The sequence below is a fragment of the Halarcobacter mediterraneus genome (genome assembly GCF_004116625.1).
GTDB lineage: Bacteria > Campylobacterota > Campylobacteria > Campylobacterales > Arcobacteraceae > Halarcobacter > Halarcobacter mediterraneus.
Map to the genome: position 1 here is coordinate 67897 of NZ_NXIE01000001.1, position 14082 is coordinate 81978.

A 14082-nucleotide genomic window follows, 5' to 3' on the forward strand; every position below is an offset into this window, starting at 1 on the left:
TTATGGAACAATTGAAGTTAAAAGACTTATATGATGGTTTTAGAAATCCTCAAACTATAAAGGCTTTAAAGAGACTACTTGACAAAGAAGCTAAAAAACTTAATACAAAAATAAATATTATGGAAGTTTGTGGGGGACATACCCATACTATTATGAAATATGGAATTAACCAATTGTTACCTGAGAATATTGAATTTATTCATGGTCCTGGTTGTCCTGTTTGTGTGATGCCAAAAGAAAGAATAGACCATGCTTATCTTTTAAGTTTACAAGAAAATGTAATTTTAGTAACATTAGGAGATATGATAAAAGTTCCAGGTAGTCGTGGAAGTTTGCAAGATGCAAGAAGTAAAGGTGCTGATGTAAGATTTGTTTACTCTCCTTTAGATACTATAAAAATTGCAAATGAGAATAAAGATAAAAAGATAATCTTTTTTGCAATAGGTTTTGAAACAACAACTCCAATGACTGCTGCACTTTTAGAACACGTTATAAAAAATAAAATAGACAATATCTATTTTCATATAAATCATATAACAGTTCCTGAACCTATGAGAGTATTATTAGATAATCAAGACTGTAAAATAGATGCTTTTATTGGACCTTCTCATGTTAGTGTAATTACAGGTTCAAAAATATATGAAGAGTTTGTAACAGAATACAATAAACCAGTAGTTGTAGCAGGTTTTGAACCAGTTGATGTGATGCAATCAATTTTGAGTTTAGTAAAACAGTTTAATGAAAATAAATGTGAACTGGAAATTGAATACTCAAGAGCAGTTTCATATGATGGGAATCTAGCAGCTCAAAAATTAAATGATAAATATTTTATAAAAGCAGAACATTTTAGATGGAGAGGATTAGGAGATATTCCAAATTCAGCTTTAAAATTAAAAGATGAATATGCTTTTTTAGATGCTGAATTAATCTATAAAGATATTTTACCAAATGAAGAAATAGATGATCATAAATTATGTATTTGTGGAGATATAATGCGTGGCGTTGCTAAACCAAATGATTGTAAGGTATTTGGGAAAGCCTGTAAACCAAGCTCACCTTTAGGCTCTTGTATGGTAAGTAGTGAAGGTGCTTGTAGTGCTTATTATAAATATGGGAATTTGTTATGAAAACAATTACATTAGCTCATGGTAATGGTGGGCAAGAAAATAATGAACTTATTTCAAAGATTTTTTATAAAGCTTTTGAAAATGAGATTTTAGCAAAAAGTGAAGATGCAGCAATTATTCAAGATGGAACTTTAGCTTTTTCAACAGATTCTTTTACTGTAAGTCCTATAGAATTTCCTGGGGCAGATATTGGTAAGTTAGCTGTTTGTGGTACTTGTAATGATTTAGCTATGATGGGAGCTAAGCCTAAATATCTTACTTGCTCAGTTATTATTGAAGAAGGTTTTGAAGTTGAAACTTTAAAAAGAATTGTTGCAAGTATGAAAAAAGAGCTTGAAGTAAATGGAGCTATTGTAGTAAGTGGAGATACAAAAGTAGTACCAAGAGGAAGTGTAGATAAAATATTTATAAATACAACTGGAATAGGGCAAATACAACAAAAAGGAATATCTTCAAACAACATTCAAGAAGAAGATATGATTTTAGTATCAAACTCAATAGGAAAACATGGGGCAACAATTTTTGCAAGCAGAGAAGGAATTGATTTTTCAACTTCTTTAAAATCTGATTGTGCGTCATTATGGCCAGTTGTAAAAAAGCTTATTGATAGTGGTATAAAAATAAGAGCCTTAAGAGATGCAACAAGAGGTGGAGTTAGTGCTGTTTTGAACGAATGGGCAAAGCAATCAAATATTTGTATTGAAATTGAAGAAGAGAAAATCCCAGTTTGTGATGAGGTTAATGGGATTTGCGAACTTTTAGGTTTTGAGGCTTTAAGTTTAGCAAATGAAGGAACTTTTGTAATGGCAATATCAAAAGATGAAGTTCAAAAAGCTTTAAAAGTTTTAAAAGAAATTGATACTTCAAAAGAAGCTCAGATTATAGGAAAAGCAAGTACTTTACATCGAGAAAAAGTTGTATTAAATACTGCTTGGGGTACACAAAGATTTATTGATTTACCAACAGGTGAGTTATTGCCAAGGATTTGTTAATATGCATGAATATAGTATTGTACAGTCCCTTTTAGAGTCTTGCGAGGAACACGCTAGACAAAATGATTCAACAAATGTCACAAAAGTTGTAGTAAAAATTGGAGTTTTAAGTGGAGTAGAACCAGATTTACTTCAAACTGCATTTGATACTTTCAAAGAGAAAACTGTCTGTGAAAATGCTAAATTTATAATAAATCATCAAAAAGTTGTAATAAGTTGCTTATCCTGTAATACAGACTCAACTTTAGAAAAAAATGAATTCTCTTGCCCTAAATGTAATTCAACTCAAGTTAAGGTAATAGATGGGGAAGATATGTTTTTGATGAGTTTGGAAATGAATTAATTAAAAATTATTTTTTTGTAATTTATATATAATTAAATTAGAATTATTGCTAATTTATGATAATCTTTTAATCAAATTTTTTAAAGAGAGAAAATGAAAAGGTTATTAGTCTTATTTTTTTTATTTGATTTTTATTTATTATTTGCAGAAGAAATAAAAATTGGGGCAATAATGCCAATGTCAGGTCCTTTGTCAATCTATGGGAAGGATACAAACAAAGGTGTCTCATTAGCTTATAATTTACAAAGTACTTTAAAAAATGGAAATAAAATAAAACTAATTTTAATTGATAATAAAGGTTTTAAAGAGGAGACAAGAAAAGCTGCTTTAAAACTTATAAAAGATGAAAAAGTTGTTGCTATATTAGGGGCATTAACTTCAACAAATAGTGAAGAAACCATAAAAATAGCTAACAAATATAAAACCCCAGTTATAATCCCTGTTGCAACAAATGATAATCTAATAAATTTAAGTGAATATGCAAGTAGGGTATGCTTTTCTGATTCTTTTCAAGGAGAAGTTATTGCTAATTATGCAATAAGACAAAATTATAAAACAGCTATTGTTGTAGTAGATAAAGCACAGGTTTATTCTTTTGGTTTATCAAATTCTTTTAAAAAAATTTTTGAAAAAAAAGAAGGGAAATTATTAAAAAAAATAGAAATTGAATCAGGAAATAAAGATTTTAATAAACTTATAACAGATATAAAAAAATTAAGTCCCGATTTTATTTTTTTACCTCTATATCATCCAGAAGCTTCAATCATTGCAAGAGAATTAAAAAAAGAGAATATTCAAATACCTCTTTTTTCAGGAGATGGAGTGGCAAATGAAACTTTTATAAAATTAGGTAAAGATGCTGTTGAAGGATATATGTTCACTGATTTTTTTGATTATAAACATCCTACTTCTAAAAAGGCAAAGGATTTTATTTCATATTATCAAGAAACTACAAAAAAAGAAGAAGTTAATTCTTTTACTGTTTTAGGAGCTGATGCATATAATATTCTTATTAATGCAATAAATAAATGTTTAAATCCTAAAGATAAAGCCTGTATTAATAGAGAAATAAAAAATACAATAAACTTTGATGGTTTCTCAGGTCAAATTACTATTGATTCTTCTGGAAATGCTAACAGATCGGCAGTAATTAAACAGATTAAAGATAAAAAAATGATTTATAAGGATATTGTAAATCCCTAGATTTGAAAATTCACATTAAGTACACAAAGTATTTAATTATTATTAACCTTAGTTGATTAAAATTATAAAATATATTAAAAAATAGGATAGAAATGCTTTTAATGAAATTAGAACCAAGAGAAAAATTTTCATTTTTACAATTAGCACATTATTTAGCAAGAGTTGATAATGATTATGGAAAGAAAGAACAAGAAGTTATTTTAGAATATTGTGCAGAAATGGGTATTGAAAATGATGATACTTTTATTTTAGAAGATTTTGATTTAGAAAAAACTTTAAGTGATTTTAGAAGTAATAAGAGTAAAAAAATAGTTTTATTAGAGTTGATGATTCTTATTCATGCTGATGATAAATTTGATTTTGAAGAGAGAAATTTAATATTAAAAATAAATAAGCTTTTTAATTTTTCTCAAAAAGATTTAGAGTTTTATTCTCAATGGGGGAAAGCAGTAGCTGCTTTATATACCCAAGGGAAGCTTTTTATAGATGATATAAATTAATTTAAATAAATTAATTGGAAAAATAGGATAAAATATTTTCATGGAAATCATCAATATATTAAATAAAAAAATTGAAAAGCTTGTGCATGAGTATGAGCTTATTAAAAAAGAAAATGAATTATTAAAAAGAGACCTTGATGATTTAAAGAATAAAAATGATGCCTTGGAAAGAAATAATCAAGACATGCTTTTAAAAATTGATAGTACTTTAACATTTGTTGAGGCAAAGAGTGGTGGAAAATAAAGTGACTTTTCATATAAATAATATGGCATATACTATAAATATAGATGATAAATTAAAAGATGAAATAACAAGATATTTATCAACAGATAAAAACTTAGATACAAAAGAGTTGTTAGCAGCATATATTAGGATTTCTCAAGAACATATAAAACTAAAAGATGACATTGAAACTATTTCTAATAAGCTTCCTAATCTTTAAATTATGAGTAAAGCTTTTTCTTTATTAGAAATAATTTTTGTTTTATTAATCATTTCAATTATTCTTTCTTTTTTTATGGGTAAATTTGATGATTCTTTGAATAGTGCTTATAAAACTAGTATAAAAGCAGAAATTTCTTTAATAAGAAACTCAATAAATAAAATAAACTCAAAAAAAATATTGCTAAATCAAAATATACTTACCAAGTTAGATGAAGCATTAGTTGAAAAAGAAAAAGTATTGTTATTTGAAAATATTTTACAAATACCTTTACTTTCAACAAATAGTATAAGAAAAGATTTAGGGAAATGGATAAAAATATCTTCTAATAAATATAAGATATATTTTACGTCAAATAAATATTTAGAATTTGAATATAAAAATAATGCTTTTTCTTGTTTAAGTGAAATAAATCTTTGTAAAGAGTTTGAATAATGAATTACTATGAATTATCTTTGTTAAAGTCACCTTTAGAACCTTTAACTTTTCAAACAGAAGAAGAACTTGAATTAGGAGTTAAAGTAGAAGTTTCATTAAGAAATAGAAAAAATCTTTCTGAAGCTGTAGTTATAAAAAAAGTTGATAAACCTAAGTTTACTTGCAGTGATATAGTAAGTATTACAGATTATTTTTTTGATAAAAAAATGCTTGAAATTGCAAAATTTATTTCTCAATATTATGTCTGTTCTTTAGGAGAAGCCTTATCTATTTTTTCTCCTTTTAACAAAAGTATTTCTTTGGAAATTGATAATGAAAAGTTTGATTCAAATATTCAGTTATCAAAAAAACAAGAAGAGGCATTTTCTTTTTGTGAAGAAAAAAAGCAAGCTTTACTTTTTGCAAATACTGGAAGTGGTAAAACAGAAGTTTATATTAAAACTATAGAAAAAATATTAAATGAAGGTTCACAAGCTGTTCTTCTTATGCCCGAAATTTCATTAACTCCTCAAATGCAAAAAAGACTAGATAAAGTATTTTCCTCTTCAGTTGCAATTTGGCATTCTAAAATCACAAAAAAGAAAAAACAAACTATCTTACAAGATTTACAAGAAGGAAAAATAAAATTAATTGCAGGTGCTAGGTCTGCACTTTTTTTACCTTACAAAAACTTAAAACTTATAGTAGTAGATGAAGAACATGATGATTCATACAAAAGTGATTCAAAACCAAGATATCAAGCAAAAGATTTAAGTATATACATTGCTAAAAAATATGATATTAGACTTATTTTAGGAAGTGCTACAGCTTCTATCTCTTCTTTTTTAAAACTACCTTTTTATAGGTTAAAAGAGACTTTTTTTGATACTAGAAAAAGAGTGGAATTTGATGATTCTTCACAAGATTTGTCACCAAGAATTTTAAATAAAATAAAACAAACAATAGCAAATGAAAATCAAGTAATAGTTTTTTTACCAACACGAGCAAATTATAAATATCAAATTTGTACTTCATGTGGAAAATCAGTTGAATGTCCTTATTGTTCTGTTTCTATGAGCTTACATAAAAATGATTTAGCTCTTAAATGCCATTATTGTGGATATACTCAAAAAATACCTGAAGTTTGTCCTTCATGTAATAATGGTGTTATACATAACTTAAGAGTTGGTACAGCACAAATAGAAGAAAAACTAAATGAAGAGTTCCCTGATAAAATTATTAAACGTTTTGATAGAGATGAAATAAAAACTGATAGTAAATTGAAAACTGTTTTAAATGACTTTAACAATAATAAAATTGATATTTTAGTTGGAACTCAAATGTTATCAAAGGGGCATGATTATCATAATGTAAAACTAGCAGTTGTCCTTGGAATAGACTCTATTTTAAATATGAATTCATATAAAGCAAGGGAAAAAGCATTATCTTTACTAATCCAAATAGCAGGACGAAGTGGAAGAAAAGGTGATGGAGAAGTTATTGTTCAAACTCAAAATTCTGAATTTTTTTCTGATTATTTACAAAATAATGATTATCAAGAGTTTTTAGAAGAAGAGTTAGAGTTTAGGCAAGAGCTTTATCCCCCTTATTTAAAAATGGCAAAAGTCATATTTGCTCATACAAATGGCTTAAAAGTAAAAGATGAATTAGATAAATATGTAAAAATCTTAAAACAAAAAGAGAATATTCAGGTAGTTGGTTTTGGGCAGTCTCCTATTTTTAAAATGGCAAATAAATATAGATATGAAATTATTTTACGTTCTTCAAATGTCAAAGCCTTACTTCAAGCTTTGCACTCAATTACATCTTCTATGGCAATAATTGACATGGATACTGTTTATTAATTAATCTTTAGTCTCTTTATTGTATAATCCACAAAAAATTATAAGGAAAATTAATGGCTTTTACAAAAGATGATTTTAAAGAATTAGTAGCAAATATTCAATCTCAAGACTGGTATAAAAATCCAATTGGTTTTGGTATTGCAAAAGTTGATAGAGGACAATTAAACAAAGAAAAAATTTTACAAGCTTCATATCCTGTAGTAAACTGGGAAGAAAATTATGGAAGTGCAGCAGTTTTTTTAAATGCATTAAAAGAAGCTGGTGAAAATATTGATACTTCTAAATCTGAGTTAGTATTTAGTATTAGTGATAAATTTTTAACAACTTGTATTGAGTCTTTTAGACCATACATTCCAGAAGCAAAAGGACAAGAGCACAAAAATGTTCAAGTTATTTCTACATTAGCTTCTTTACCAATTGATTCAGGACTTACTGCTGATGATTATAGAGTTGTTTTTATTTTTGAAGATACAAATCCAGTAAGTGCAGAGTCTGTATATTTAAAACTTTATGCTTTATCAACTGGAAAAGCAGCACTTAGAAGTTTAAATCTTGATGGTGCATTTGGTCAATTACACAATAGTGCTTGGGTTGGAAATCAACCAATTGAATTAGATTGGCTAAGAGAAAATGAAATTACATTAAAATTATCTGGTAAATTTCCTAGTATTACAAAAGTTGATAAATTCCCACAATTTTTAGACCATGTAATTCCTGCTGATAATACAAGAATTTTAGATACAAATAAAGTAAGATTTGGTGCTCAATTAGCAGCTGGAACTACTGTAATGCCAGGTGCTGCATATATTAACTTTAATGCAGGTACTGAAGGTGCTGTTATGGTTGAAGGTAGAATTTCTTCAAGTGCAAAAGTTGGTGCTGGTTCTGATGTTGGTGGAGGAGCTTCAATTCTTGGTGTTCTTTCTGGAACAGATGGTGTTCCTGTAACTATTGGAGATAACACATTATTAGGTGCTAATTCTTGTACTGGTACTGCTATTGGTGATTCTTGTATCTTAGATGCAGGTGTAACAATTTTACCAGGTACTAAAATCACTCTTTCTGAAAAAGCTGTTGAGCAATTAAAAGAGATTAACCCAGGTAAAGAGATTTCTACTGTTATGAAAGGTATGGATTTCCAAGGTGTTAATGGAGTACACTTTAGAGTTAATTCTCAAACTGGTCAAACAATTGCTATGAGATCAACTAGAGAAGTTAAATTAAACGCTGATTTACACTAAAACTTTAAATAAAAGAGAAATTTTTTTCTCTTTTGTTAAACTAAGATAAAAAATTTGCAATTAATTTTTTATTTAGTTATAATATCTCTCATAAAGAAAATTAGTACTTTTTCTTTGTCTGCTTTTTATTAAGACTTTTAATATTTAACTTTCAAATTGAAAAATCAAATTTATACTTTAACAAAAACGCTTCAAATGAAGTAATACAAAAACAAGGATTTTTATGTCAACAAAATATAATGGAACTGTAAAATGGTTCAATAGTGAAAAAGGTTTTGGATTTATCCAATTAGAAGATGGAAGTAAAGACTTATTTGTTCATTATAGTGAAGTTTCTCAAAACAATGGTTATGGAAGAGTTTCTTTAGATGATGGTCAAAAAGTTACTTTCGAAATTGGTCAAAATGAAAAAGGTGAGCACGCAAAAAGCGTTGAACTTTCATAATTTAGCAAATAAAAGAATTTAAGAAATACTTAAATTCTTTTATGACTTTAATAGCTTGAAATATTCTTCTCTAGGTATTTCTTTTGCACCTAAACTTGTAAGATGATTATTATGAACTTGACAGTCAATAAGTTTAATATCGTTTTCTTCAGCTTGTTTACAAAGATAATAAAAAGCGACTTTAGAAGCATCTTTTTCTTTTGCAAACATACTTTCTCCACAAAAAACATTATCAATTAAAACGCCGTATAAACCACCTACTAATTTATCATTTAAATAAGTTTCAATAGAATAAGCATAGCCTAAGTTATGAAGATTTGTATATGCTTGAATAAAGTTTTTATCAATCCAAGTTTCATCTTCGTGTTTTCTTTTTATACTTGCACAGTTTTTCATAACCTCTTGAAAGTTTTCATTTGTCTTTACAATATAACCTTTATTATTAATTGTTCTTCTTAAACTTTTTGATACTTTAAATTCATGGGGATATAAAATCATTCTTTTCTGGGGACTGAACCAATGGATATGATTATACTCATCAATAAACCAAGGAAATAAACCATTTTCATAAGCATTAATCAATCTTTGGGGGTGAAAATCCCCGCCAATTGCAACTAAATCATTATTCATCATATCTAAAGTTGGAAAATCAAAACTGTTTTCTTCAAGTAAATAAATTTTTTCTATAGGCTCTAAAAGTTTCATAAAAGAATAGTATCTAAATATGATTAAATGAAATATTAGTATATGACTTTTATAGGTAGATAGAAATCTAAAATAAAGTGTTTATTTTCATCTAAAAAGTGATTTTTTTCATAAATAGAATAAGGAGGGAAAGTCTTTGCTTCATAGCCTGAATTTGGAAGCCATTCGTTATAAATATAAGACATGAATTTTAAAACATCTCCATATTTCCCTTTTAGTTTGAAAATAGCACAAATACTGCTAGGTATTTCTAATATTGGAAGATTTTTATACTCTTTTTCTACTTTTATACAAGCAACATAAGAAGCTTTATCTTTGGGTGTTATTGTTGGATTGTCATGTTGAATACCAATTTGTAAAGGGTTTTTAATATCTAGCTCATAAGCTAAAGACCTTAATCTTTGCCAAGTGTTTTCTATATCTTCTCCATATCCTTTATGTCTAAGATAAATACATTTAATACTATCACAAGGTTTAATTATAGGTTCTATTTTTTCAATTTCTTTTATACTGTCATAATCTTTTAATATTTGTTCAGAAAATTTTTTATAACCATCTATTCTCCACTGTTTTGGAGTATAATTAAATACTTTTTTAAAAGCTTTAATAAAAGAAGAATGGGAAGAAAAACCACATACATTTGCCACTTCACTTATGGTAGAATATTTATTTACAATAAGTAAATTTGCAGCTTTTTGTAGTCTTATAGAAGTAATCATTTCAAAAATGTTATTTCCTGTTTCTTCTTTAAATATTCTATGAAAGTGATATTTACTTACAGAGACATTCTTTGCAAGTTCATCTAAAGTGATATTTGTTGAAATATGTGTATAGATATAAAAGATTGAATCATTAACAACTTTTGATCTAAACATTTTTGTATCTTTTTTCATAAAACTATTATAACAAAAAAATAGCAATATAGAACAAAAAAAATGAAATTTAGGATAAAGAATAAAAAAACTATTTGTATTATACTTAAATAAAAAAAGGCAAATTATGAAAAAAGAGTTGAAAAGGTCTTATATTAGGGAAATATTAGATGCAATAAATGAGCAGACAATCTCCTTTGCTGGAGGATTACCTGATGATAGTCTTTTCCCTTTAGAACAATTAAAAGAAGCTAGTAATAAAGTTTTCGAAACTTCTAAATGTTTACAATATAGTAAATCTATTGGAGATGATAATTTAAGAGAAAAAATTGCAGAAATTTATACAAAATATTTATCTTTTCCTACAACAAAAGATGAAATTTTAATAACTTCAGGTTCACAACAAGCTTTTGATATTATTAGTAAAACATTTATTGATAAAAGTTTATTTGTTCAAAGTCCAACTTATATTGGGGCATTAGGAAGTTTTAAGATCCTTGATAAGGAAATTTATGAATATAAAAATTTAAGTTCTTTAAAAAAGAGTTTAGAAAAAAATGATTGTGTTTATATTATGAGTGATTTCTCAAATCCAACAACAAAATCTATTTCTGCAAAAAAAAGAGAAGATTATGCAAAAGTTATAAATGAGAAAAAAGCTTTTTTAATAGAAGATGGTGCTTATTCTTTATTGTCATTTGATGGTAAGTTAAAAATACCATTAGCTTCAAAAGTTAAAAATAGTTTCCATTTAGGTTCTTTTTCAAAAATAGTTGCACCAGGACTTAGAGTAGGTTGGATTAGAACTTCAAAGGAAAATATTTCAAAACTTTTAGTTGCAAAAGAGTCTTTGGATTTACATACTTCAATTTTAAGCCAAATGATTTTAAATCAATATTTAGAAGACAATAAACTATTTGAACATATTGCAATTATTAGAAAAGAGTATGAAAAAAAGATGAAATTTATGGCTAAATGCTTAAAAAGATATCTTCCTTCATTTACTTTTAAAAGACCAAAAGGAGGAATGTTTATTTATGGCGAATTTGAGGAAGATAGTTTTGCTCTAGCAAAAAAAGCTTTAGAAAATAATGTTGCATTTGTTCCTGCAAAGGTTTTTTTTAAAGATGAAAAAGAATCAAATTTTGCAAGATTTAATTATACAAACTCTACTTTTGAAGAAATAGAAAGGGGAATTAAAATCATTAGTTCAAATATTAATAAATAATAAAATTATTTAATGCTAAAAAGTTGTATATTTTATACATTTTTTTAGTAGAAATAGAGTTGTTTTTTTGTATAATTTTTCCTTAATTTTTAATTTTAAGGACAAATTTATGTTTAAGCTAAAAGAACATAAAACAGATGTTTTCACAGAGTTGTCTGCTGGGTTTACAACATTTTTAACAATGATGTATATTGTCCCTGTAAATGGTTTTATTTTAGCTGATGCAGGGCTTCCTATGGAAGCTGTTATTACTGCAACAGCTTTAATTACTATTCTAGCCACTTTATTTAGTGGAATATGGTCAAATACTCCTATTGCAATGTCTGTAGGAATGGGATTAAATGCCTATTTTTCATATGGTTTAGTATTAGGAATGAAAATACCATGGCAAACTGCTTTAGGAATAGTTTTTATTTCAGGGATTTTATTTGTGATTTTATCTTTTACAAATTTTAGAGTTTGGATAATGACTTCAATACCTATGAATTTAAGGCGTGCTATTTCTGCAGGTATTGGTACTTTTATTGCATTTATTGGATTAAAGCAAATGGGAATGATTGTTGATAATCCTGCAACTTTGGTTTCTTTAGGAGATTTTTCTAAACCAAATGTATTATTAGGTGTATTAGGTCTAGTTTTAGCTTTTGCTTTTTATTCTTATAGAGTAAAAGGAGCTTTTGTCCTTTCTATTGCTTTAACTTCAATTGTTGCCTGGATATCAGGACTTGGCGATATTCCAAAAGAGCTATTTAGTGCACCAGCTTCGATTACTCCTATTGCTTTAGAACTTGATATTGCTAGTGCTTTGACATTATCTTTACTTCCTGTGATTATTACTTTTTTAATTACAGATATGTTTGATACTTTGGGTACTTTGACAGGAGTTGGAACAAGAGCAAAACTATTTCAAGAAAATAATAAAAATGATAAATCTTTACAAAAAACATTAGAAGCAGATGCCATGGCGACTACAGCTGGTTCCTTATTAGGTGTTTCTACAACTACTGCTTTTATTGAAAGTGCAGCAGGAGTAGAAGATGGGGGAAGAACAGGTTTAACTGCTGTTTTTACTGCTTTATTTTTTGTTTGCACACTGTTTATGTTACCTTTATTTAAATCAATTCCAGGAAATGCAATTTATCCAGTTCTTGTAGTTGTTGGGGTATTGATGTTTACAGAACTTGGAAAAATTAACTTTGAAGATACTGATTTAGCAACAAGTGCAGGGGCATTTTTTATAGTAGTTTTAATGCCTTTAACCTTTTCTATTACAAATGGTATTGCTGCAGGTTTTTTAGTTTATACAATTATTAAATTAACTAAAAATCAGTATAAAGATTTGAATTTAGGTATTTTAGCAATTACATTTATTAGTTTATTAGCATTTATTTTATAAGGAATTTTTTTGGAAAAATATTATTATGGTTATGAAGAGTTTAGAGATGACACTCAAGTTTTAGTTAATAAATGTAGGGATTTTGAACCAGATATTTTATTAGCAGTAGCAAGAGGTGGTTTAACTTTAGCACATTTAATGGCACAAGCAATGGATATGAGAAATCTGTATGCTTTAAATTCTATACATTATGAAGGGGAATTAAAATTAGATTCTTTTAATATTTTTAATATCCCTGATGTTTCACATGCAAAGAGAGTTTTGATTATTGATGATATTGTTGACTCAGGTGAGACTATGAGAGAGATTTTAAAAGTATTACATGAAAAATTTCCAAAAGTTGAGTTTAAGTTAGCAACAATCTTTAGAAAAAAAACAGCTGTTTTACAACCAGATTATTCTGTAAAAGAAGCTGATAAATGGATAGATTTTTTCTGGGAAGTTGATGTAAAGTAAGTAGTTTATTCTTTTAAACTACTTACTTCTCTATAAATTATATACTTTATATATAATTATTTACTATTTTAGAGTAATTTCAAGTGAATTTGTAGTATAATGTTTTCACAAATTTAAATTATGGAATAGGACATTATGACTTTTATTGAATTTAAAAAACTTTTATTAGATGCAGAACTTACAATACCAAAGTTTACAGCTTTGATTAAGGTTAGTGAAAAAAATATCCAATCATATAAGAAAAAAGAGCAGGTTCCTAATGCAATTGCTGCTGTAGCAGCTTGTTTTGCAAAGATGAATCAAGAAGGCATTGATTATAAAACTTTAATTGGTGAATTAGATTTAACTAAGAAAGAGAAAAAAGGTGCAGGTTTTTCTTCTAAAAAGAAAGAAAAAAAATAAAGAAAACGATTAATCTTTTTTAGCTATACTTCCCAAAAAAATTTAGGGAAAAAAATGGCTATAAATAAAAATGTTAGATTATTTCTAACAATATCTTCAATTATGATGGCTCTTGCCATTGCAATCGGTGCTTTTGGTGCACATGGTCTAAAAGCGATTGTTTCACCACAGTTATTAGTTATATATAATACTGGTGTAGAATATCATTTTTATAATACATTAGGGCTTTTTGCAGCTTGTTTTATGATGTATTTAAAGCCAGACTCAAAACTATTAAGAGTTGCAGCTTGGCTTATTTTAGTAGGAATGATAATTTTTTCATTTTCATTATATGCTTTAGTTATATTGAATATGCCTATTTTAGGAGCTATTACTCCAATTGGAGGAACACTTTTAATTATTGCATGGATTTTACTAGCAATTTCATTTTATAAGGATAAATAAATA

At 27.0% G+C, this 14082-nt stretch carries 18 protein-coding genes; 16 read left to right on the plus strand and 2 right to left on the minus strand.

What is annotated here, in order from left to right; translation table 11 throughout:
* The first annotated feature begins 2 nt into the window (after positions 1-2).
* The 11 genes from hypD to CP965_RS00370 all read left to right on the plus strand — a co-directional run bounded on the left by hypD (position 3) and on the right by CP965_RS00370 (position 8576).
* Positions 3-1127, plus strand: a complete 1125-nt coding sequence (gene hypD / locus CP965_RS00320; protein WP_129060036.1) for a hydrogenase formation protein HypD — start codon at positions 3-5, stop codon at positions 1125-1127.
* Positions 1124-2119, plus strand: coding sequence for a hydrogenase expression/formation protein HypE (hypE, locus tag CP965_RS00325; RefSeq protein ID WP_129060037.1), 996 nt, complete (start codon positions 1124-1126; stop codon positions 2117-2119). The genes hypD and hypE overlap by 4 nt, the downstream gene beginning before the upstream one ends.
* Before the next feature lies 1 nt (position 2120).
* Positions 2121-2462, plus strand: a complete 342-nt coding sequence (gene hypA / locus CP965_RS00330) for a hydrogenase/urease nickel incorporation protein HypA (RefSeq protein WP_129060038.1) — start codon at positions 2121-2123, stop codon at positions 2460-2462.
* 93 nt (positions 2463-2555) lie between these two features.
* Positions 2556-3665: an ABC transporter substrate-binding protein gene (locus CP965_RS00335; RefSeq protein ID WP_129060039.1), complete on the plus strand. Its 1110-nt coding sequence runs from the start codon at positions 2556-2558 to the stop codon at positions 3663-3665.
* A gap of 92 nt (positions 3666-3757) precedes the next feature.
* A complete protein-coding gene (locus tag CP965_RS00340; RefSeq protein WP_129060040.1) occupies positions 3758-4165 on the plus strand; it encodes a TerB family tellurite resistance protein in 408 nt (135 codons plus the stop codon).
* A 40-nt stretch (positions 4166-4205) separates the two neighbouring features.
* A complete protein-coding gene (locus tag CP965_RS00345) occupies positions 4206-4409 on the plus strand; it encodes a hypothetical protein (RefSeq protein WP_129060041.1) in 204 nt (67 codons plus the stop codon).
* On the plus strand, positions 4396-4608 hold the full coding sequence (locus CP965_RS00350) for a hypothetical protein (protein WP_228712644.1): 213 nt from the start codon (positions 4396-4398) through the stop codon (positions 4606-4608). The genes CP965_RS00345 and CP965_RS00350 overlap by 14 nt, the downstream gene beginning before the upstream one ends.
* A gap of 3 nt (positions 4609-4611) precedes the next feature.
* Positions 4612-5043, plus strand: a complete 432-nt coding sequence (locus tag CP965_RS00355; RefSeq protein WP_129060042.1) for a type II secretion system protein — start codon at positions 4612-4614, stop codon at positions 5041-5043.
* Positions 5043-6890 carry a primosomal protein N' gene (locus tag CP965_RS00360; protein ID WP_129060043.1) on the plus strand — a complete coding sequence of 616 codons (1848 nt, stop codon included), beginning with the start codon at positions 5043-5045 and terminating at the stop codon, positions 6888-6890. Before CP965_RS00355 ends, CP965_RS00360 begins: the two co-directional genes overlap by 1 nt.
* A 53-nt stretch (positions 6891-6943) precedes the next feature.
* Positions 6944-8131 carry a tetrahydrodipicolinate N-succinyltransferase N-terminal domain-containing protein gene (locus CP965_RS00365; RefSeq protein ID WP_129060044.1) on the plus strand — a complete coding sequence of 396 codons (1188 nt, stop codon included), beginning with the start codon at positions 6944-6946 and terminating at the stop codon, positions 8129-8131.
* Positions 8132-8354: 223 nt separating this feature from the next.
* The gene (locus tag CP965_RS00370) at positions 8355-8576 is read left to right on the plus strand and encodes a cold-shock protein (RefSeq protein WP_129060045.1); all 222 of its coding nucleotides are present in this window, start codon (positions 8355-8357) and stop codon (positions 8574-8576) included.
* A 39-nt stretch (positions 8577-8615) separates the two neighbouring features.
* Here CP965_RS00370 and aat read toward each other — a convergent pair whose 3' ends face one another.
* Both aat and CP965_RS00380 read right to left on the minus strand, forming a co-directional pair.
* Entirely contained in the window at positions 8616-9281 is a 666-nt protein-coding gene (gene aat, locus CP965_RS00375) for a leucyl/phenylalanyl-tRNA--protein transferase (RefSeq protein WP_129060046.1), read from the minus strand.
* A gap of 35 nt (positions 9282-9316) precedes the next feature.
* Positions 9317-10156 (minus strand): AraC family transcriptional regulator, encoded by an 840-nt coding sequence (locus CP965_RS00380; protein WP_228712645.1) that lies wholly within the window; start codon positions 10154-10156, stop codon positions 9317-9319.
* Positions 10157-10280: 124 nt separating this feature from the next.
* On the opposite strand from CP965_RS00380, the gene CP965_RS00385 reads away from it, so the two are divergent.
* The 5 genes from CP965_RS00385 (at position 10281) to CP965_RS00405 (ending at position 14079) form a co-directional block, all read left to right on the plus strand.
* Entirely contained in the window at positions 10281-11381 is a 1101-nt protein-coding gene (locus CP965_RS00385) for an aminotransferase-like domain-containing protein (protein ID WP_129060048.1), read from the plus strand.
* A gap of 109 nt (positions 11382-11490) precedes the next feature.
* Positions 11491-12777, plus strand: coding sequence for an NCS2 family permease (locus CP965_RS00390; RefSeq protein WP_129060049.1), 1287 nt, complete (start codon positions 11491-11493; stop codon positions 12775-12777).
* Between the two features lie 9 nt (positions 12778-12786).
* On the plus strand, positions 12787-13233 hold the full coding sequence (locus CP965_RS00395) for a phosphoribosyltransferase (RefSeq protein WP_129060050.1): 447 nt from the start codon (positions 12787-12789) through the stop codon (positions 13231-13233).
* Between the two features lie 135 nt (positions 13234-13368).
* Positions 13369-13635, plus strand: a complete 267-nt coding sequence (locus CP965_RS00400; protein WP_129060051.1) for a hypothetical protein — start codon at positions 13369-13371, stop codon at positions 13633-13635.
* Positions 13636-13689: 54 nt separating this feature from the next.
* Positions 13690-14079, plus strand: a complete 390-nt coding sequence (locus tag CP965_RS00405; RefSeq protein WP_129060052.1) for a DUF423 domain-containing protein — start codon at positions 13690-13692, stop codon at positions 14077-14079.
* Positions 14080-14082 lie beyond the last annotated feature (3 nt).